At 62.9% G+C, this 19114-nt stretch carries 16 protein-coding genes; 7 read left to right on the top strand and 9 right to left on the bottom strand.

The features are described 5' to 3' along the window. The first annotated feature begins 243 nt into the window (after positions 1 to 243). The 3 genes from J4G43_RS19520 (at position 244) to J4G43_RS19510 (ending at position 2501) form a co-directional block, all read left to right on the top strand. The gene (locus J4G43_RS19520) at positions 244 to 486 is read left to right on the top strand and encodes a hypothetical protein (protein WP_063984300.1); all 243 of its coding nucleotides are present in this window, start codon (positions 244 to 246) and stop codon (positions 484 to 486) included. A gap of 380 nt (positions 487 to 866) precedes the next feature. Next, entirely contained in the window at positions 867 to 2114 is a 1248-nt protein-coding gene (locus tag J4G43_RS19515) for an ABC transporter substrate-binding protein (RefSeq protein WP_225004968.1), read from the top strand. Between the two features lie 153 nt (positions 2115 to 2267). Further along, positions 2268 to 2501: a hypothetical protein gene (locus J4G43_RS19510; protein WP_063984302.1), complete on the top strand. Its 234-nt coding sequence runs from the start codon at positions 2268 to 2270 to the stop codon at positions 2499 to 2501. Between the two features lie 302 nt (positions 2502 to 2803). On the opposite strand, the gene J4G43_RS19505 is transcribed toward J4G43_RS19510, so the two are convergent. Further along, positions 2804 to 3697, bottom strand: a complete 894-nt coding sequence (locus J4G43_RS19505; RefSeq protein ID WP_208085986.1) for a helix-turn-helix transcriptional regulator — start codon at positions 3695 to 3697, stop codon at positions 2804 to 2806. A gap of 596 nt (positions 3698 to 4293) precedes the next feature. Here J4G43_RS19505 and J4G43_RS19500 point away from each other — a divergent pair. After that, the gene (locus J4G43_RS19500) at positions 4294 to 7194 is read left to right on the top strand and encodes an ATP-binding protein (protein WP_063984304.1); all 2901 of its coding nucleotides are present in this window, start codon (positions 4294 to 4296) and stop codon (positions 7192 to 7194) included. Between the two features lie 79 nt (positions 7195 to 7273). Then, the gene (locus tag J4G43_RS19495; protein WP_208089359.1) at positions 7274 to 8482 is read left to right on the top strand and encodes an ABC transporter substrate-binding protein; all 1209 of its coding nucleotides are present in this window, start codon (positions 7274 to 7276) and stop codon (positions 8480 to 8482) included. Positions 8483 to 8569: 87 nt separating this feature from the next. On the opposite strand, the gene J4G43_RS19490 is transcribed toward J4G43_RS19495, so the two are convergent. The 7 genes from J4G43_RS19490 to J4G43_RS19460 all read right to left on the bottom strand — a co-directional run bounded on the left by J4G43_RS19490 (position 8570) and on the right by J4G43_RS19460 (position 17405). Continuing rightward, positions 8570 to 9271, bottom strand: coding sequence for a hypothetical protein (locus J4G43_RS19490; RefSeq protein WP_063984306.1), 702 nt, complete (start codon positions 9269 to 9271; stop codon positions 8570 to 8572). A 10-nt stretch (positions 9272 to 9281) separates the two neighbouring features. After that, complete coding sequence (locus J4G43_RS19485; protein WP_208085985.1) at positions 9282 to 10553, bottom strand: efflux RND transporter periplasmic adaptor subunit; 1272 nt, start codon at positions 10551 to 10553, stop codon at positions 9282 to 9284. Beyond that, positions 10550 to 13732 (bottom strand): efflux RND transporter permease subunit, encoded by a 3183-nt coding sequence (locus J4G43_RS19480; RefSeq protein ID WP_208085984.1) that lies wholly within the window; start codon positions 13730 to 13732, stop codon positions 10550 to 10552. Before J4G43_RS19480 ends, J4G43_RS19485 begins: the two co-directional genes overlap by 4 nt. 139 nt (positions 13733 to 13871) lie before the next feature. Further along, positions 13872 to 14792: an RNA polymerase sigma factor RpoH gene (gene rpoH / locus J4G43_RS19475; protein WP_208089358.1), complete on the bottom strand. Its 921-nt coding sequence runs from the start codon at positions 14790 to 14792 to the stop codon at positions 13872 to 13874. Positions 14793 to 14986: 194 nt separating this feature from the next. Continuing rightward, positions 14987 to 16408: a sensor histidine kinase gene (locus tag J4G43_RS19470; RefSeq protein WP_208085983.1), complete on the bottom strand. Its 1422-nt coding sequence runs from the start codon at positions 16406 to 16408 to the stop codon at positions 14987 to 14989. Between the two features lie 59 nt (positions 16409 to 16467). Then, positions 16468 to 17148: a response regulator transcription factor gene (locus J4G43_RS19465; RefSeq protein ID WP_014496376.1), complete on the bottom strand. Its 681-nt coding sequence runs from the start codon at positions 17146 to 17148 to the stop codon at positions 16468 to 16470. Between the two features lie 77 nt (positions 17149 to 17225). Then, a complete protein-coding gene (locus tag J4G43_RS19460; RefSeq protein ID WP_166097357.1) occupies positions 17226 to 17405 on the bottom strand; it encodes a hypothetical protein in 180 nt (59 codons plus the stop codon). Positions 17406 to 17637: 232 nt separating this feature from the next. Here J4G43_RS19460 and J4G43_RS19455 point away from each other — a divergent pair, with 232 nt between their 5' ends. Beyond that, complete coding sequence (locus J4G43_RS19455; protein WP_071915339.1) at positions 17638 to 17886, top strand: hypothetical protein; 249 nt, start codon at positions 17638 to 17640, stop codon at positions 17884 to 17886. A 288-nt stretch (positions 17887 to 18174) separates the two neighbouring features. Then, complete coding sequence (locus J4G43_RS19450; RefSeq protein WP_208085982.1) at positions 18175 to 18573, top strand: hypothetical protein; 399 nt, start codon at positions 18175 to 18177, stop codon at positions 18571 to 18573. Positions 18574 to 18693: 120 nt separating this feature from the next. Here J4G43_RS19450 and J4G43_RS19445 read toward each other — a convergent pair whose 3' ends face one another. Further along, positions 18694 to 18894, bottom strand: a complete 201-nt coding sequence (locus J4G43_RS19445) for a hypothetical protein (protein ID WP_208085981.1) — start codon at positions 18892 to 18894, stop codon at positions 18694 to 18696. Positions 18895 to 19114 lie beyond the last annotated feature (220 nt).

The following is a 19114-nucleotide window of genomic DNA, read 5'->3' as shown; positions in this document are numbered from 1 at the left end:
TCGCGCGAGCAACTATGACAATTGTGACAGAGTTCGGCTTCGAAGACGCATCAGACCTTCGTAACCGCGCGCTCTGCCTGATATTCCCGTCATCTTCTCGCAAGAGTGATGCACAGCAATCGGGGTTTTTTGGCCGGACTGCCTATATAGCCCGGTATAGAAAGCAATTCCGGAAACGCCATCAGCCGAGCAGCGATCATCGCCAAGCGACTCTCCGCACGTCACGAACAATGGAGATTCGCTATGAGTGCATTCAAAACCCTGATCGCCGCAGTGCTGCTCTCAACGGCAACGATATCATCCGCCTCCGCGGCTTGGTCCTTTGCCGATCAGGAGCCCGCCGCATTTGCATCAATGTATCCCAATCGCGACGTGCTGAATGGCGGCGCATTGACGCCGGCAGGGCGAATGGGTCTCGAGCGGTCCGGTGGCGCGGCTCCGGTGTTCGGAGCGGGCCACATCTACAACCGCCACGGGCATCGGTGAGCGGCGGCAACACGCAAAGGCAAATTGCCGCGTCACCATGCCTGTCTGTGACCTCGCTCGGAGTGCGACCGCGCCATGCGGCGCACCCCGCGGGTCCGGAGCCTCGATCGATATCATCGGCTCCGGACGTTTGTTCGCGACGACGGCGTAGAACGCTCCCCCAGATCGGGCGCCGGTGACGGGCCAATTCTACGCACACCATTGTAAAACTTCACAGTTCTTCAGCTTCTGTAATCCGGCTCGCGGCGGGTCCCGCGCTACACTCCGGCTATCGACTGTTGGACGAGCAGGCCCTCCATTGGCGCCATACCGCCGCCCGGCAGGCACGATGACCAGCAGCGCTATGGAGGCATCGCTTGATCACCGGTGGAAGTGGCCATTTGAGTCCGGACATTGCGAGGCGCCTGCGAAAACTAGCGGTCGTCACTGTCATATTTGCGGCCGGCGCAGCCAGCGCCTCTGCGCAACAGCGATACGATCCCGGTGCGAGCGACACCGAGATCAGGATCGGCAACATCATGCCCTATAGCGGCCCGGCATCGGCTTACGGCATCATCGGCAGGACGATGAGTGCGTATTTTCGCATGGTCAACGACAATGGCGGCATCAACGGCCGGACAGTCGAGTTCATCTCCTACGACGATGGCTACAATCCGTCCCGAGCGGTCGAGCAGGCACGGCGGCTCGTCGAGGCCGACGAAGTGCTCGCGATCTTCGCCCCCTTCGGCACCGCGAGCAACGCCGCCATTCAAAGGTACATGAATAATCGCCACGTGCCGCAATTGTTCGCCATTTCGGGAGCATCTCGCTGGGCTGATCCCGTCCACTTTCCGTGGACGATCGGCTGGCTACCGAGCTACCGAACCGAGGCACGCATCTACGCGGACTATGTCCTGACGCATTACCCTGGCGCCAGGATCGGCATCCTCTACCAGAACGACGACTTCGGACGCGATTATCTGGCTGGCCTGAAGGAGGTGCTGCAAGACAGGTACGCGCAAATGGTGGTTGCGAGCCTGCCATATGAAATCAGCGAGCCGACAATCGACTCGCAGATCGTGGCGATCAAGGCGGCCGCCCCCGACATTTTCATCAATGTCGCCACGCCAAAATTCGCGGCTCAGGCGATCAGGAAGCTCGCCGAGCTGGACTGGCATCCCGTCCACATCATGACGAACGTCTCGGTTTCGGTTGGCTCAGTGTTGAAGCTCGCAGGACTGGACAACGCGAAGGGAGTCCTGAGTGCCGGGTACCAGATGGACGTGACCGACCCGCAGTGGGACTCATACCCGGGCATGCAGCATTTTCGCGCGTTCATGGCGAAATACTATCCGGACGCAGATCGATCCGAAAGCGGCCCGCTGGTAGCATTCAATATGTCGAGCGCGCTCGTTGAGGTGCTTAGGCGCTGTGGCGACGATCTTACGCGCGAGAGGATCATGCAGGTGGCGACGAATCTCGACATCGAGGGGGCGGCCTATATTCCCGGCGTCCGGGTCAAGACATCGCCGACGGACTTTCGCCCGATCGAGCATCTCCAAATGATGCGTTTCACCGGCGAGAAGTGGGAATGGTTCGGTCCGCTCATGAATGGCCATTCGGACCAGATAACGCTTTCGCCCGACTAGCGAGCAATCGCTTTCGAGATGAAGCGCGGGCGCCGACTTCGTGCAAAGGCGAAAATGATCGTTCAATTGATACTGCTCATCCGACACATGCGTACACATGTCTGGCAGGCGAGCCGAGGCGTTCCCGGCGTCGCTTTGTCAAGGAGACGTGCAATGACTACACTGAAGCTCTTGTCGGCCGGACTGATGGTTTCGGCCATGATCGCCTCCCCCGCGATGGCTCGCGAAGGCAACAACCAGGCGCGCCGGACCAATGACGACGCCTATGCGTCGGTTCAGCGCGTTCCGGTGACGTCCAAGCGCAACTGTGTTCGCGCTCCCGACGTCGGTGCGTATGCGAGCGACCCCTGGCGTCGGCCTCCGTGCGAGCCCAAGTCGGGCTATTGAGCACGCCAACCGGAGCGCGCCCCCTTGCCGCAAGGCAATCGTCAGCGCGGACTTGAAGAGGTTCATCTCGGCGCTTCGGGGGCTTCCATCTCGCGGACGTGACTGGAGGAAGAATGGCGGCCCTATGAAGCCCCGTTCTTCCGACCGGCCATGTCTGAGACGCATTGATCCGTACCAACGCCGCGGCCCGGCATCTGCAGCGGATCCGAGAGCGATACCAGCTCCATCGCGGAATTCACCAACCTCGCCACTGCAGTCTCAGGCCCCGCGGGGGCGAGGCCTACTCGCTCGAGGCAAGGGCATCAAAGATCGAATCCAGCCGCAGCGGCATCTCGCCATCGACTCGGCGTGTCACCCGCGAAGCGCCTGAACGTCGTCGTGAAGTGGGCCTGGCTCTGAAAACCCACTGTGAGCGCGACCTCAACAATCGGCATCTCGCAGTCCCGCAGCAGATCCTTGGAACGCTGTATCCGGTGCCGCAAGATATATTCGTGAGGCCTGCAACCCGTCGCGGCGCGGAACTGGGCGGCGAAATGCATCCGGCTCAGGCCCGCGGCCGCGGCAAGATCCGCCAGCACGATTTTCTTGCGGAAGTGAGTCTCGATATAGTCGAGCACCCGCTTGAGCCGCCACTTCTGCAATCCGTGGACCGGCCTTTCAGAAGTGCATTGGCCGACGCGGGTTCGCTCGTCGAACCTCGGCTCCGCCTCGGACCGCAAGGCGAGGAGCCGGGCAATGACGGCAAATCGCAGGGCGTCGACGCAAAGGGCGCTATCGGTGGCCTTCAATCGCTCCATCGCGACGAGAGCTTCGGACAGGCGCTGAACTACCGGATCGTCGTCACAAATGGACGCCGTTGTCGGAGAGCTAGGTGCAGTCATGGCCGCGCGTTGCCACGGGATTTTGACGCGCAGCCAGCCGGTGTCGCGCGCCGGATTACACGGGGATATGCTGGAGCTGCGCCGTGGCTGCCCTTCGATCGCAATGACCAGACCAAGCCGCTCGAAGGCAATCGTCGTTGCGTCAAGGGGGGACAGATCGTCTCTGCGCGAAACGGTGGTAGGCGCGATGACCTTCGGAAGCGGCGCGATCGAGGCCATTGCGATGGCCGAGCGGAAATCTGTTTCGTCCGCGGTGACGGTCGCCTGGGTGTCGCCATGCTTCGGTTGTGGCGACAGTAATAATGGCTGAGACATGATCTTACTCTGGCAAGGACAATCCAAACGATGATGCTCCATTCCGGCGAAGCGCATCGATCGCAGAGTAAGGTAGCAAGCTATGGCCCGATCGCGAGTGAAGAGGCGCAAAATCAGGAAACTTCAGGCTCTCCTTCGCCGACATGCCGACACCGTCGAAGCGATGCGTCGTGCCATCCTTTCAATCGAGATGCCGCGCGATATCCTGCAGCTCGCGATGTGAACAGGTGTCGCTTCGACCGCTCGATAACGAAGAGACCAAGCAGGCTGCCGAGCTTCTGAACCGTTGCGACGCGAAGTCCCCTGCCCCGTGTTGCTGTCGGGATGTGCTGCACGCTCCTTCCGGCCCGCTCTCCCATTTTGGCACTCCCATTCGTCCTCACGAATTCGTGTGCAAGCAACGAGCGTTTCGGACGCCTGCATCGAGCCATGGCGAACAGCCGACTACTGAGAAGGTCGCCTTGACACCCCAACGGCCTCCCCTGTAGGACACCTGGGCATACTGACGCTTTCAGAATCTTGCCAGGGGCGGTGATCTTTGGGGGTCACGTCACTCTCCTAGATTGCGGCAGTGAAGCTGATCCACGGACCCCCTTATGTCGCCTTCGCCCGCCGTACGAACCTACTCTTTCGGTAACTGGCTCATCGATTGCCAGCGGAGAGAGCTGAAGTGCGACAACATCACGGTCCCGATCGGAAGCCGCGCATTCGAGATTCTCGAGAAGCTGGCGGGTTGCGCCGGTCACCTGGTGACCAAGGATGATTTGATCGGAAGTGTCTGGTCAGGCCTGGCCGTCGAGGACAACACGCTACAAGTCCATATCTCCGCCGTCCGCAAGGCGCTGGGCAAAGATCGCGATCTCCTCAAGACGATCTCGGGCCGTGGATATACCCTCGCCGGGACCTGGCGAAGCGGGCATTTGGATCAGCCCGCAGCGACATCGGTATCCGTCCCGGCCATCGAATCCTTTTCGAACAACCTGCCGAACACGCGCGCTCCTCTTATCGGGCGCGAGGATTGCCTGAGCGAAATTGCCGAACTTATGTTCGCATATCGGGCCGTGACTTTGGTCGGCCCGGGAGGCATCGGGAAAACAAAGCTGGCCATCGAACTTGCGCGCCTGGTCGCATCCTCATTCGATGGTGCGGTGGCGCTGGTCGAGCTCGCGACCTTGCATGATCCGGCACTTGCGACATCGACCACCGCCCGTGCGCTCAAGCTTGCCTTGAGTGACAAGGAGGTTTCGGCCGCCTGCATCGCCCAGGCCATCGGGTCACGGCGTCTGCTTCTCATCCTGGACAATTGCGAGCATGTCATCGACGTCGCTGCACAGATCGCGAGTGCTGCACTTCGCTATTGTCCCAATGTCACTATTCTTTCGACCAGTCGGGAAGGCCTCCGCATCGATGGCGAATACGTCGCGGCCATCCCGCCGCTGTCGGTTCCGGACTCTGGTTTGCGTGATCCCGGTTTGCTGTTGCAGGCAAGCGCCGTGCAGCTCTTCGTCGCTCGCACACAGTCGCTACGCGCGAACTTCTCTCCAGGCGCGGACGATCTGCTGAAAGTGGCTGCCATCTGTCGCCGGCTCGACGGAATTCCGCTCGCGCTGGAATTCGCCGCGGCTCAGACCGCGAATCTTGGGGTAGACACGGTCTTGCTTCGCCTGGACAGGCGAATGGAGTTGCTGAGCGGCGGCCGCAGGGACCAACTGCCACGGCACCAGACCCTGCGAGCGACGCTGGACTGGAGCTACGATCTGTTGTCGCCCGACGAGCAAAGGCTGTTGTGCTGGCTCGCGGTGTTTCCGGCAGGTTTCACACTCGATGCGGCCATTGCAATGATGGACGACGCGTTGTCCCGGTCGGACGTCATCGAAACACTGTTCAATCTGGTCGGAAAATCGCTGGTCGCGCTCGATCCCTCCTTCGAAGGGCGGTGGCGTCTGCTGGAGACCACCCGCGCCTATGCTCTGGAGAAGCTGGCAGAAGCAGGGCTCTGCGAGCAGGCCAGCAGACGGCATGCGGGCTTTCTCAGACAGCTCATCATGCCACCTGGCGATGCCTCCCCCGCCTCCGACGATCTCACTCGCCTTGCCCAGGAAATTGGAAACGTGCATGCGGCGCTCGACTGGGCCTTCGCACCCAGCGGCGATGCCGCGCTCGGCGTAGAGCTGACGGCCGGCTTTGTGCCGGTGTGGATGCAACTGCTGTCCTTCATGGAATGCTCGACCCGGATCGAGCACGCTCTCGCCCATCTTGACGGAGAGCTGACCTGCAATCCAAGGCTCAAGGCGCAGCTCTACGTCGCGCTGGGGTTCGCGCTTCTCAATACGACTGGCTCGGCGGATCGCATGAAAGCGGCCCTGAACATCGGCCTTGCGCTCGGCGAAGAGCTGTCCGATCTCGAGCTTCAGCTCAAGGCTGTTTGGACGCTGTGGAGCTATAATCTCAACTCGGGCCAATACGACGCGGCCAAGAGTGTCGGAGAGCGATATCTGGAGATCGCCCTTCGCACGGGAAACCCCGCCAACGAGACGGTCGGCCGCCGCCTGATCGGCGCCGCCACCCATTTTTACGGCGCGCAGGAGGAAGCTCGACGCGAACTAACCCTCTCCCTAGACCACTCGGCTCACGGATTGAAGGACGGCGCGAACCAGATGTGGTTCCTGCTCAACCAGAGCGTCCTGGCAAAAGCCATGTTAGCCCGCGTGCTGCTGCTCCAGGGAAAGATCGCCCAGAGCAGATCCCTGGCCGCGGAATGCCTCGAGGAGGCGCAGCGTGAGAAGGACAAGCTCGCGATCGCTTACGCGCTGCGGAACGCCGTGTGCCCCATTGCGCTGATGACGCATGATGTCGCCACTGCCGATCAGGCGATAGCGTCTCTCCTCGAGCTCGTCACGCGCGAGGGAATAGCTTTCTGGACGAGCTGGACGTCCTGCCTGAAGGGGCAGTTGCTCGTCCTGCAAGGCAGACATCACGATGGAATAGAGCTGCTGCGCAGCGGACTGAAAGCGCGGGCCGAGAACGGCTGGCTGATGCGCAATCCCGAATTTCTCGGATCGCTCGCCGAAGGACTGTTCGCGGTCGGCGAGAGTGCGCAGGCCCTGGCCGCCGTGGAAGATGCCCTGGCCATCTCCCGGCAAGGCCAGCAATTGTGGTGCCTTGCTGATCTGCTGCGGATCAAGGGCGAGATCCTGCTTGCCGATGGCTCGTCAGATCGGTCCCGCTCGGAAGTCCTGTTCTCCGAGGGCCTGTCCGTTGCCAGAGAGCAGCAATGCCGCTTCTACGAGCTGAAGGTCGCGGCAGCCTGGGCAAGGATCATGGCAGCGTCGGACCGCCAGCAGACCGCGCTTGATCTCGTCGGTCCGGTCAGCGCTTTGTTCGATCGGGAGGTCGATCTTCCCGCGCTCGCCTTTGCGCGCGGTCTCGCTGCAAGTCCGGGCATCTCGATTTCGACAGGCGGCGACGACCGGCCCCCGTCCTGCACCTGCCACTAGGTTGCTGATCTTTCGACCGGCACGACATGTCCTGCAGCGCTGGACCAGCCCTCACACTCAATCCTCCGGATCGCACCAGATGAGCATCTCTCGACGACAGGTCTTAGGCAGTGTTGGCGCGTCGGTGTTTTCGCCCGGCATCATCCGCGCCCAGGGCACGAGACCGATCAGGATCGGCGAGATCAACTCCTATAGCAGCGCGCCCGCGTTTACCCTGCCCTATCGTCGCGGCTGGCAGTTGGCGGTCGAACAGCTGAATGCGGGCGGGGGCCTGCTCGGGCGAGAGCTGCAGGTCATCAGCCGGGACGATGAAGGCAAGCCGAGCGTCGCGCTGCGTGCCGCCGAAGAACTGGTGCGACGGAATGACGTCGATCTTCTGGCAGGCGCATATCTGTCGAATGTCGGACTGGCTATCAGCGACTTCGCCCGGCAAAACCGGATCCTCTTCGTGGCGAGCGAACCGCTCACCGACGCCCTCGTTTGGGAGCAAGGACATCGATATTGTTACCGGCTCCGCCCCTCGACATACATGCTGGCAGCCATGCTGGTGGAGGAGGCAGCTCAATTGAAGGCGACGCGGTGGGCGACGATCGCCCCGAACTACGAATACGGCCAGTCGGCCGTAAGATGGTTCACGCAGCTTCTGAGCCGCCGTCGCCCCGACGTCGCGTTCATCAACAGTCAGTGGCCGCCGCTGGGTGCCATTGATGCCGGCGTGGTCGTCAACGCCCTCGCGCAGCAGAAGCCCGAAGCGATCCTCAACGTCACCTTCGGACCCGATCTCGCCAGATTTGTCCGGCAAGGCAATGATCGCGGCCTGTTCGAAGGGCGACACGTCGTGTCGTTCACGACCGGCGAACCCGAATACCTTCTTCCCCTCGGGCAGGACGCCCCGGAGGGATGGATCGTGACCGGCTATCCGGTGACCGAGGTCTTGGGTCACGCCAACAGCGCCTTCGTGTCGGCCTATTCCGCGCGATATGGCGAGGCTCCCACGATGGGATCCGTGGTCGGTCACGCCTTGATCAGCTCCATCGCGGCGCCGATCGCAAAGCTCGGGAAATTCGATACCGAGGCGATGGCCGACGGCTTTGGCAACGTCGGCTTCGAAACGCCGTTCGGCCCGGCGATTTGGCGTTCCATCGACCATCAGAGCACGATGGGGACCTTCGTCGGCCGCACCACTGTACGGGCCAACAAGGGCGTGATGGTGGACTGGAAGTACCGGGACGGTGGAACGATGCTGCCGCCCGACGCCGAAGTTTTGAAGCTACGACCGGCAACGTGAAGCGCCGGTGCGGCCAAGGCTATGCTAGCCGAAGTGTCGTCCCCCGTTCCCCACGCGGTGCGACGAGAGTCCTGTAGCGGCGTCGCCTCAGCATCCCGGCGGCAAGATCGGCGACACTCCCGGCGTTGGCGCCGCGCCTGAGGCGTTGGCCGGCAACACGGTCGCAGGCGCTGCGAGGTTCATCGAGACTCCTTCCGCGCAGGCCGTGCTGTTCGGGCTCGGCATGACGGCGGCATTCGGATCGATGCCGGTGCCGCCGGCGGCGCTGGTGTCCGCCAGGATCGTGCCGGGCGCGAGACTGGACGGCACTTGCGGGATCGAGAGCGGCAGGGACGCAGCGCTTGTCGCGAGCCCTCCCGGCGTCGAGCTGCATGCGACCGTCGTCCCCGTTCCCGCCGGTGCCGCTGCGGGAATCGTTCCGATGGAGCTGCCGGTTTGCCCTGTGACCGGCAATAGCGGAGCGCCGATGCCTGACGCTGACGCGCCGATGCTCGATACGATCGGGGTCGCCGGCACCGGCATCGGGGACGTCGATGGCGTGGCGCAGACGACGACCGTACCCGGCGTCGTCGGATCCGAGGCGAGCGGAACAGGCGCGAGCGTCGTGTCGGGAACGCCAGGCTCGGTTGTTGCGGAAAACGGACCCGGACTATTGAGCGGCGAGGTCACGATCGCACCCGGTACGGTTGGAAGGCCCATCGCCGTGGTGCCCATCGTTGAGACCTGCGCCTCACTCGAAGAACAGCCCAACAGCAAGGCGATCGTTGTTGCGAGCACGATCCGGATCATCTCTATGCTCCTAACTGACCTCGACCTTGCGAATGGTGACCTTGCTGCCCTCCGCCAGGTTCACCGCCGGATTGAGCACGACCTGGTCGCCGGGCTGTAGGCCCTCGCGCACTTCAATTGTGGTGCCCAAGTCCCGCGCGATCGAGACGTGCTGCAGATGAACGGTGCCATTCCGCACGACCGCGACATGAAGACCGTTCTGATCGAAGACGAGCGCATCGGACGAGACGGTCATCGACGGCGTCTTGCGTGGGATCGACAGCTCGACCGTGCAGTAGATACCGGGACTCAATGCACCGTCCGGATTGGGCACGTCGATCTCGGTCAGCAGAGTCCGGCTTCCCGGCTGCATTGCGCTTGCGATGCGCGTGACTTTCCCCGGAAACGTCCGCCCCGGAATCTCGGGGACGCGAATATCCGCGTCGACACCCGGTCCAACTCCGAAGGCCTCGTCCTGCGGCACGAAGACCTGGGTTCGGATCACATTGGAATGCATCAGCGTGAACATGAAGGTCGACCCGGCCTGCACCAGGCTGCCATTGTCCACGTTGCGCTGTGTGATCACGCCGTCGAACGGCGCCACCACGCGCTGGTAGGCCTTCTCCTGCTGGAGGACCCGAATCTGGGCCTCCTGCGCCGTGATGTTCGACTGGGCGACGCCCACGGCCGCCTGCTGTGCACGCAGGGTGAGACGATCGTTGTCCCCCTGCTGTGCCGTCAGCCAGCCTTGCTTGACCAGATTGCTGTCCCGCGCATTGGTGACGTCGGCAAGATCCCGGCTCGCTTGCGCCTGCTGCAAGGCGGCCTGGTTTTGGGCCAACGTCGCCTGGGCCTGGGCGATCTGCTGGTCGAGCTCCGGAGCGGTGATTGCCGCGAGAAGATCGCCTTTCTTGACCCGATCGCCGATATCCACGTAGCGCTTTTCGATATAGCCACTGGTCCGCGCGAAGATATTGGCTGCCTCGAACGCGGTCGTCGTCGCCGGCAAGGTAACCTTCATCAGGTCGCCGCTGGGCCGGACCGCCGCCACTCGCACCTCCGGAATGGCGGTTCTCACCTGCTCCGCCACTGCAGCGACCTCACGCGCCGCCTGATAGTGCCGCCAGCCGCCAATGCCGAGACCGCCCGCGAGCAGCAGAAGCATCCCTCCCCCGAGCAGCGCACCGCCGTAACGGCGTCCGGATGGCGCGCCCTTGCCGGGGAGCTCGACGATCCGGCGGCTCTCCGCATCGGGCGGGTCCCTCGCCTCGTCCTCATTGGTCCGCACACGAACGTCGCTCATTCCGGTTGCTCCTCGAATACGCCGTGGTGAGGCTTGCCATCGTTACCTTTGCGCAGCATGGCAAAGAGGTACGGCACGATCAGCAAAGTCGTCGGGGTCGCGAACAGCAGTCCGCCGATCACCGCGCGCGCGAGCGCGGCGTTCTGCTCCTCGCCCGGACCTCCGAGCGCCATCGGGATCATGCCCACGATCATCGCGGCAGCAGTCATCAGGACCGGCCGGATCCTGGTGCGGCCCGCACTCAGCGCCGCCTGGAACGCGGAATGTCCCTTCAATTGCTCATCACGCGCGAACGTCACGAGCAGGATCGAATTCGCGGAGGCAACGCCGACCGCCATGATCGCCCCCATCAGCGAAGGCACGTTCAGTGTCGTTCCGGTGATGAACAGCATCGTCAAGATGCCGCACAAGGTCGCCGGCAGGGCCATGATGACGACGAAGGGATCGCCGAAGTTCTGGTAGTTCACGACCATCAACAGGTAGACCAGGATGGCGGCAAACAGCAGGCCGATTCCGAGATTGCGGAACGACTGATTCATGCTCTGGATCTGTCCCAAGACCTGAATCGAATTACCCGGCTGGAGCTGCTTCTGGAGTGTGGACGTGACCTTGTTGATATCGGCCGCGACGCCACCGAGATCGCGACCCTGGACGCTCGCATAGACGTCAAACACCGGCTGGACGTTGGCCTGGTTCGAATTGGTGGGGACACTCCCCCGCTTGAACGTCGCGACATTGCTGAGGAGGCCGGGCACCGTCTGCCCGCTCGCGGCAAGCGAGGCCGACACCGGTGTGTTTCCCAGTGCGTTCAGCGAATTGGCCCTGTATTCGGGCGTCTGCACGGCCAGATAATACGGGATGCCCGACGTCGGATCGGTCCAGAAGTTCGGCGAGACCTGCGCCGACGAACTGAGGCTGACATTGATATTGGTCGCCACCGTGCTGGCGTTGAGCCCGAGCTGGGCGGCCCGCGTGCGGTCGATGTCGGCATAGAACGCCGGAGCATCGACTTCCTGCTGCAGATGCGCATCGACGACACCGGGGATCGCCGCGAGGCTCTTCTGCAGCTCCTTGGCCACGGCCAGATTGTTGGCGCCGTAGCCAACCGTGCGGACATCGATCTGTGCCGGAAGACCGAAGTTCAGGATCTGCGTCACGATGTCGGCCGCCTGGAAATAGAACGTGTCCTCCGGGAACGCCGCCGGCAGCACCTGGCGCAGTTTCCTGACGTAGTCCGCGGTCGGCTTGTGTCCGTCCTTGAGCGACACGAGAATGGTGCCGTCGTTCACACCGATCGTCGAGCCGTCGGTGAATGCGAGATTGTAGGGACGCGCCGGAAGCCCGATATTGTCGACGATCAGCGCCCGGTCCCGCTCTGGAATCACTTCACGGATCTTGTCTTCGACCGCCTGGAAGATCGCTTCCGTCTTCTCGATGCGGGTGCCCGCGGGCGCGCGAACGTGGAGCTGGATCTGGCCGCCGTCGATCAGGGGATAGAAGTCCCTGCCGACATAGACGAACATAGTGGCCCCAAGAGCAAGCACCAGCACGGCGACGACCGGCACGACAACGCGACGCCGAAGCAACGTCAACAGCAGGTCGGAATAGCCGTTGCGCAGGCGTTCGAATCCGCGGTCGAACATCGCCGAGGCGCGACCGAACATGCCCGACGGGCTTCCGCCCTCGCCATGGCGCCGTTCGCCTTTCAGCAGCAGGCCGATGGTGATCGGCGTCAGCGTTCGCGACAATGCATACGACGCCAGCATCGCGAACACCACCGCCAGGCCCAGCGGGGTGAAGAGGTATTTGGCCGGCCCTTCCAGAAAGACGACCGAGGTGAACACACAGCTGATGGCAAGCGTGGAGACGAGCGTCGGCACCGCGATTTCAGCCGCCCCGTGCAGCGTCGCATCAGGCAACGGCATGCCTTCCTCGGTCCAGAGCCGGTGCGTGTTCTCGATCGTTACCGTCGAATCGTCGACCAGGATGCCGACCGCGAGTGCAAGCCCGCCGAGCGTCATCGTATTCAAGGTCTCGCCGAGACAATACAGCACCACCAGCGAAGACAGCATCGCCAGCGGGATCGAGATCAAGACGACCAGTGTCGATCGCCACGATCCCAGAAACAGCAGGATCATCAGCGCCGTGAGGCCGGCCGCGATCGCGCCCTCGCGCAGCACGCCATCGACCGAATGGGTGACGAAGACCGACTGATCGAACAGCTCGTTGATCTTCAGCCCTGCAGGAGCCGACGCGCGAATCGAACTCAAGGCCTTCTTCACCCCGTTGACGACAGCGAGCGTCGAGGCATTTCCGTTCTTGATCACGCTGAGCAGGACGGCGCGATGACCGTCCTCGCGCACGATGTTCTGCTGGACCTGGGAGCCGTCCCGGACCTGGGCAACGTCCTTCAGGAAGATCGTGGCCCCGTTCACGAACTTGACCGGGATCATGTTGAGATCCTTGATCGAGGCTGGCGTGGCGTTGGTTCGAACGGTGTACTGGGTGTCGCCGATTTTCGTCGTCCCGGTGGGCAGCGTCAGATTTTGGGTGTTCACCGCATTGACGATGTCGAGCGGCGTCAATCCGCGCGACAGGAGCTTGTTCGGATCGATGTCGACCATGATCTGGCGGTACTTGCCGCCGGCAGGCGTGGGCAGCGTCACGCCCGGAACAGGCGCCAATTGCTGCCGGATACGGTAGATGCCGAAATCGTATAATTGCTGCTCGTTCAGACTATTGGACTCGAGGCTGAGCTGCAGCACCGGCACGCTCGATGCATTGAACTGCACGATGATTGGCGGCTGAATGCCCGGCGGCATCAGAGCGCGGATGGCGTTGGTTGCCGAGACGATCTGCGAGATTGCGAGGTCGAGATTCACGTCCGGCTGGAAGTAGATCTTCTGAACCGACAGGCCGTTGAGAGTTTGCGCCTCGATGTTCTTGATGCCGCTGACATTGGCGCTGATCGAGTACTGGCTGTAGGTGCTGACCCGCTGCTCCATCTCGGGCGTCGACAGGCCGGTGTAGCTCCATACCACCGTGACGACGGGAATGCGGATCTCCGGAAAAATGTCCGTCGGCATCGACCAGATCGCGATGCCGCCGAGAAACAGGATCAGCGCCGCAAGCACATAGAACGTGTGCGGAAACCGTAGCGCGAAGCGAACAATTCCCATGGTGGTTCTGCCTGAAGCAAGTTGCGCGGGATCATTGAACAGATGAGGACGGGAGAGCATCCGTTCAAATGAAAACGAATTCAGATGCTCCGCGGCAGGACAGACATCATTCGTACCGGCATCACCGCTTCTCGATCGCTCATGGAGCGGTGAGCTCCCGCGGCCGTGAGCCCGAGGCGCCGTCGGGGCGCTTGCGTGCCGCATCCTGCGCGGCAAGAATTGCGGCTCGCCTGACCTTGGCAAAGGCGCGGATCTCGATCTGCCGAACCCGCTCGCTGGAGATCGAAAGCTCGAAGCCGAGTTGGTCCAGCGTAACCGGGCATTCCGCCAGCCGCCTTGCCTCCAGAATATGACGCTCGCGCGCCGTGAGCATGCCCAGCGCAACGCGCAAGGCGTTGGTACGGCGCTCCGTCTGCTCATGATCGGCGAGCACCGTCTCCGCGTCGATCGCCTGATCGACCAGCAACGCTTCCCATTCGGTTCCCTGCTCGTCGTCGCCAACGCGCGCATTCAGCGACATGTCACCGTTCAGGCGGGAATCCATCTCGATCACCTCACGCGCCGTGACGTCGAGCCTTTCCGCGATCGTCTCGGCGACATCGGGCGTGAGCGCCGCCATCGCGCCGCCCGCGGCTTTCCTCATCTCGCTACGGAGCTTGAAGAACAGCTTCTTCTGCGCTGCCGTCGTGCCGATCCTGACCAGAGACCAGGAGCGCAGGATGTATTCGTGAACCGAGGCCTTGATCCACCAAACCGCATAGGTGGAGAACCGCGCACCGCGGCCGGGTTCGAAGCGTGACGCCGCGATGACGAGGCCGAGATTTGCCTCCGCAATCACATCGGCCAAGGGCAGACCGTACCCCTTGTAGCCGCGCGCCACCTTGGCTGCGAGCCGGAGATGGCTCGTGACGAGCGCGTTCACGGCACCGCGGTCCCGCGTCTCGCGCCAGCGGCGTGCAAGCTGCTGCTCGTGACCGGGCTCAAGCAGTTCATAGCGCTTGATGGCCGCGGAATAGGCGCTGAGGAAGGAGGGCGATGGGGCTCCGGCCGCGACAGCCATGGCACCATTCCTCACGCCTTCGGGGCGGATCTGCATCTGTCACTCCCACATACGAAACCGGCGAGCGGACTCTAGGAAGCCTCCGAAGGAGGAGGCCACTGAATTGAGCGTAACAAACCTGAATTCGCCTTCAGACATTCGGCATGTCACTCGGCATGTCATGGCATCGAGAACATCGCGCATCATGAGGGGCATCACATCTGATTGACGGTTGCGAGAGTTGGGGTCCGGGACCGGCATGCGGCGGCTTTGCTCGCCCTCCCGGTCCAGGCAAGGATCTCGATCCGCCCGCCGGGAGCCGGACCGATGATCAATCGAAAGCCATGCAGCTTGACGATGGCAGCCACCAGGCTCAGCCCCAGCCCAACCCCCGGCGTATTGCGCATCTTGTCGGAACGATAGAATCTCCGCAGCACCGCTTCGCGCTCCTGCGTGCTGATGCCGGGTCCGGTGTCACTTACGCGCACGAGCGCCGTGTCGTCTTCCGACACCAGTTCGAGCCTCACCTGGCCGCCGGGCGGCGTGAACTTGACGGCATTGTCCACGAGATTGGCCATCGCTTCGAACAACAGGTCCCGATCGCCCCACACCTGCACATTGCGATCGATGACGACGCCAAGCCCGATGCCCTTGTCTTCGGCGATGGGCTCATAGACGTCGCACACTTCGCGCAGGATCTCGTCGAGCGCAACGTTACCAAAACCGGCGGTGCGGCGGCTGTTCTCGATCTCGGTGAGGCGCAGCAAGGCGGTGACGATCGCGAGCGACTGGTCGATTCCGGCCATTGCCTTGTCCGTGACCTCCTGGAGCTGCTCCAGGGTGGTCGCATGCGTTCGGCCGCGCTCCAGCGCCAGGCGTGCGCGCGTGAGCGGCGTCCTGAGATCATGGGCGATATCGTTGCCGACACCGGCAAGCGCGTTGATCATGGTCTCCATCTCGGCGAGCATGCCGTTGACGATCCTGGCCAGTCGCGCGAACGGATCGTCGGAATTGTCCTCCGGAAGCCGCTCGCGCAACTCCCCGGCCACGATCCGCTGCACCCGCTGGTTCACCTCCTCCACGCGTCTCTGGGCGCGAACGCTCAGCCACGCTCCGGCCAGCAGACAGAGGCAGAACGCCGGCAGCAGGCCAAGCGCGAGTGCCTGCCCCACGACACTTGAGATTTCGCGCGTCTCATCGACATTCCGTCCCATCACCAAGACATCGCCGTTCTCAAGACGCCTGCCCACGACCCTGATGACCGGTCCGTGGACCGCCGATCTCTCGATGAGGTCGAGCTGCACACCCTGCGCCGCTCCGCCGAGATCGAGTGCGCGCGGCAAGCTGTCGATGTTGCCGGCAAGCCGGGTGCCGGCACCGTTGAAAAGTCCCGCGTACTGCACGCCTCTGGAATCCTGCTCGAGATGATCGGAGATCGCTCCGATGCGGCGCGCCGACGGCAAATCGGCGATGAAATTGATCCGGGTCATGATCATGCGGTCGGATCGCGCGATCAGATAGTCATCGAGCTTCCAATAGGTGAACGCGAACAGCCCGACCACGAACAGCGCAAATGCGGCCGCCACCGCCAGGGCCCAGAGGAACGTGTTCGAACGGATGAACTGAATTTGGCGCATCGAACCGGCACTCGATATTCGTCCGAGATGTGCTCCGCGAGCCCCTGGGTTTCGCGTCTCTATGCGCGCGAACGCAGAATGAAGCCGGAGCCGCGAACATTGTGGATGAGCTGCGTATCGCCGGGACCATCGACCTTGTGGCGCAGCCGGCCCATATGCACGTCGATCAGATTCGTCGTTGCAGGAACGAACTTGTAGTTCCAGACCTCTTCGAGCAGCATCGCGCGCGTGAGCAACTGATCGCTCCGGCGCATCATGTATTCGAGCAGGCGGAACTCACGCGGCAACAGGTCGATCTCGCGCTCGTCCCGTCGCGCGGTCCGCTCGATCAGGTCGAGCTCCAGCGGCCCGACATGCAACGTGGTCTCGCGGCTGTCCATCGGACGGCGCAGCAATGCCTCTATCCGTGCGACAAGCTCGATGATTGCGAATGGCTTGGTGAGATAGTCGTCTCCCCCCATACGCAATCCGCGCACCCGATCGTCCACGGCGCCGAGCGCACTCAGAACCAGCACCGGCGTCCCGACCCGATCTTTGCGCAAGGCCTCGATCACGGTCAGCCCGTCCATTCCGGGCAGCATGCGATCGACGATCATGGCATCCGGACACGCCGCGCGCGCCCGATCGAGACCGTCGACGCCGTCAGGGGCCCATTGGACCTCAAAACCGCGATCGGCGAGTTCGGCGACGATCACCTCGGCGGTTTCGGCATCATCTTCGATCAGAAGAATCCGCGTCATGATCCTGCTCCCACGTTCTGCGAGGCGTTTCGGCCTGCGGCGGAGGAGCACGGGCTCGGCGGTCCGGAGCGTCATGTTCAATGCCCGCCCGCTCTGAACGCGCGGCGCCGCGCCAGCCTGCCATAGGCCACTCGTTGTCTGACGAGATAGTCCTGCGGAGCATGGGGCACCACTAAATAGCGATTCAGGAAGCGCGCCGAGCCCGTCGCCAACAGGGCCAGCGCGATGGCCATACGTCTCGCTGTCGTCGTGATCATCTTCCGCCTCCATTCTGAACTGCGCTTTCATGAACATATGCCTGCGATGCGCTCCCCGTTACTCTCAAGGCAACGGATGTTGCGCATTCGCACGATCGTGCTTGCAGCGACGCGCCGGGTCACAGGCCGTTGAAATCAGGTGAGCAATTCGTGCATTTGGATGACGCCCGGCCGTCCATACGTTGATGGTGAGCCGCTTGGTCGGCCTGATGTCATCAAAGGAGAAGCCGAAATGACCACTCTCAAACTCTTGTCGACGGGATTGATTGCAGCCGCCGTGCTCGGGGGACCCGTCATGGCGCGCGAGCACCATTCCGTCATGCGACAGCCCGCGATGACAACCGATACGGCCGCACCGGATGCGCCCTTCTATCAGCAGGGAGGCCGCGTCTGCGTTCCCGCGCCGCGCGTCGGCGCTTTCGCGACGGCGCCGTGGACCGGCAACAACGTGCCGTGCGAGCCCGGCACGGGCAGCTTCTGATCACGGCATTTCCCTGGCCGGCCGGGCGCTTCGGTCGGCCGCTCCTCATCGAACGACGGGGGCGGGCTGGAATGTTCAGCCCGCCCCTTTGTGGGCCGCGGCCCCCGCGGCAGGATCACCTTCCCTAGCGGCGCGCCTCGTTCCTGAAGTCGAATTTAGTGGGATTGCTGCGCATCGCTCCTACCTCTCCTTTCATCACGAGCCTTGTCATCAGGAGCTTCGGCGACGGCACGACGCGAGAGCGGATTGCATGGATGACCAGGCAGATCGACACGAAAGGAGTGTCCCATGAAACGAGCAATCATGATTTTGGCAACAGCGGCGCTTGCCTCGACCCTGGCCATCGGCGCGGCCGAGGCGCACGGCGGTGGCGGCGGCGGGGGCCACGGTGGTGGCTTTGGCGGCGGCGGCCACGCCAGTTTTGGCGGTGGTGGCTTTGGCGGCGGACATATGGGCTTCGGCGGCGGCGGCGCGCATTTCGGCGGCATGGCGCATGAGGGAGGCTTTGGCGGCGAACATCTCGGGTTCGGCGGTCATGCCGGCGCCGGCGGCATCGGCCTGCGCCAACATGCGTTCCACCGCTTTGGTCGCTATCGACCCGGATACGGATTCTACGGCGCCTATCCAGATTGCTACGATTGGTACGAGTTTCACCCCGACCAGCCGTTGCCGCTGAGCTGCAGCTAGTCTGCACACACGGCGCACCGCCGTCGGTCCAGACCTATCGCGGAGGTTGCGGTCCCGGCCCGCTCACGACTTGGCCGAGCCTGGCTCGGCCATTTTGCGATGCTGGTTTGCCAACAAGCTCTAGGAGGGGCGGAAGCCCGGAGGCATCGTTCGCCAGACTTTGTCTTTGAGGCAATAGGCACGGGCGCCCTCGGGAATATCTTCGGCGGCGCCGCCCTCATAATGCTCGTAAAGGAGCGCCGGGAACAGCCTCCCTTTGATCACCTTAATCATATCACCACGTCGAATGTCCGCGCCGGCTGTTCCCGTCAAAACCGACATGATCCCTCGCGAAGCGCACGTAAGATGCCAAACGAGCTCGTCGACCGGACGGGCTTGTCTGAAGCTATCTCGAAGCGGAACCGTCTTCCAATAACCCGAAAGGACTACTCCTGATCGGGCTGCCCTTGCGGCCTGATGCCGAAGAGTCTGCGAAGATCCGGCTGCGGAGCGCGCGCAAGGCGGCTGGTTCTGAGGAGTTGCGTATCTCAAGTCCGAGCCG

This window comes from Bradyrhizobium barranii subsp. barranii (assembly GCF_017565645.3).
Taxonomy (GTDB): domain Bacteria; phylum Pseudomonadota; class Alphaproteobacteria; order Rhizobiales; family Xanthobacteraceae; genus Bradyrhizobium; species Bradyrhizobium barranii.
Note: the sequence above shows the minus strand (reverse complement) of the source record. Positions and strands in the feature narration are given on the sequence as shown.

Excerpts from the sequence above, each read along its gene's own strand:
- J4G43_RS19520 (WP_063984300.1), top strand. The coding sequence starts at position 244 with ATGAGTGCATTCAAAACCCTGATCGCCGCAGTGCTGCTCTCAACGGCA.
- J4G43_RS19510 (WP_063984302.1), top strand. The coding sequence starts at position 2,268 with ATGACTACACTGAAGCTCTTGTCGGCCGGACTGATGGTTTCGGCCATG.
- J4G43_RS19505 (WP_208085986.1), bottom strand. The coding sequence starts at position 3,697 with ATGTCTCAGCCATTATTACTGTCGCCACAACCGAAGCATGGCGACACC.
- J4G43_RS19500 (WP_063984304.1), top strand. The coding sequence starts at position 4,294 with ATGTCGCCTTCGCCCGCCGTACGAACCTACTCTTTCGGTAACTGGCTC.
- J4G43_RS19495 (WP_208089359.1), top strand. The coding sequence starts at position 7,274 with ATGAGCATCTCTCGACGACAGGTCTTAGGCAGTGTTGGCGCGTCGGTG.
- J4G43_RS19490 (WP_063984306.1), bottom strand. The coding sequence starts at position 9,271 with ATGATCCGGATCGTGCTCGCAACAACGATCGCCTTGCTGTTGGGCTGT.
- J4G43_RS19485 (WP_208085985.1), bottom strand. The coding sequence starts at position 10,553 with ATGAGCGACGTTCGTGTGCGGACCAATGAGGACGAGGCGAGGGACCCG.
- J4G43_RS19480 (WP_208085984.1), bottom strand. The coding sequence starts at position 13,732 with ATGGGAATTGTTCGCTTCGCGCTACGGTTTCCGCACACGTTCTATGTG.
- rpoH (WP_208089358.1), bottom strand. The coding sequence starts at position 14,792 with ATGGCTGTCGCGGCCGGAGCCCCATCGCCCTCCTTCCTCAGCGCCTAT.
- J4G43_RS19470 (WP_208085983.1), bottom strand. The coding sequence starts at position 16,408 with ATGCGCCAAATTCAGTTCATCCGTTCGAACACGTTCCTCTGGGCCCTG.
- J4G43_RS19465 (WP_014496376.1), bottom strand. The coding sequence starts at position 17,148 with ATGACGCGGATTCTTCTGATCGAAGATGATGCCGAAACCGCCGAGGTG.
- J4G43_RS19460 (WP_166097357.1), bottom strand. The coding sequence starts at position 17,405 with ATGATCACGACGACAGCGAGACGTATGGCCATCGCGCTGGCCCTGTTG.
- J4G43_RS19455 (WP_071915339.1), top strand. The coding sequence starts at position 17,638 with ATGACCACTCTCAAACTCTTGTCGACGGGATTGATTGCAGCCGCCGTG.
- J4G43_RS19450 (WP_208085982.1), top strand. The coding sequence starts at position 18,175 with ATGAAACGAGCAATCATGATTTTGGCAACAGCGGCGCTTGCCTCGACC.
- J4G43_RS19445 (WP_208085981.1), bottom strand. The coding sequence starts at position 18,894 with ATGTCGGTTTTGACGGGAACAGCCGGCGCGGACATTCGACGTGGTGAT.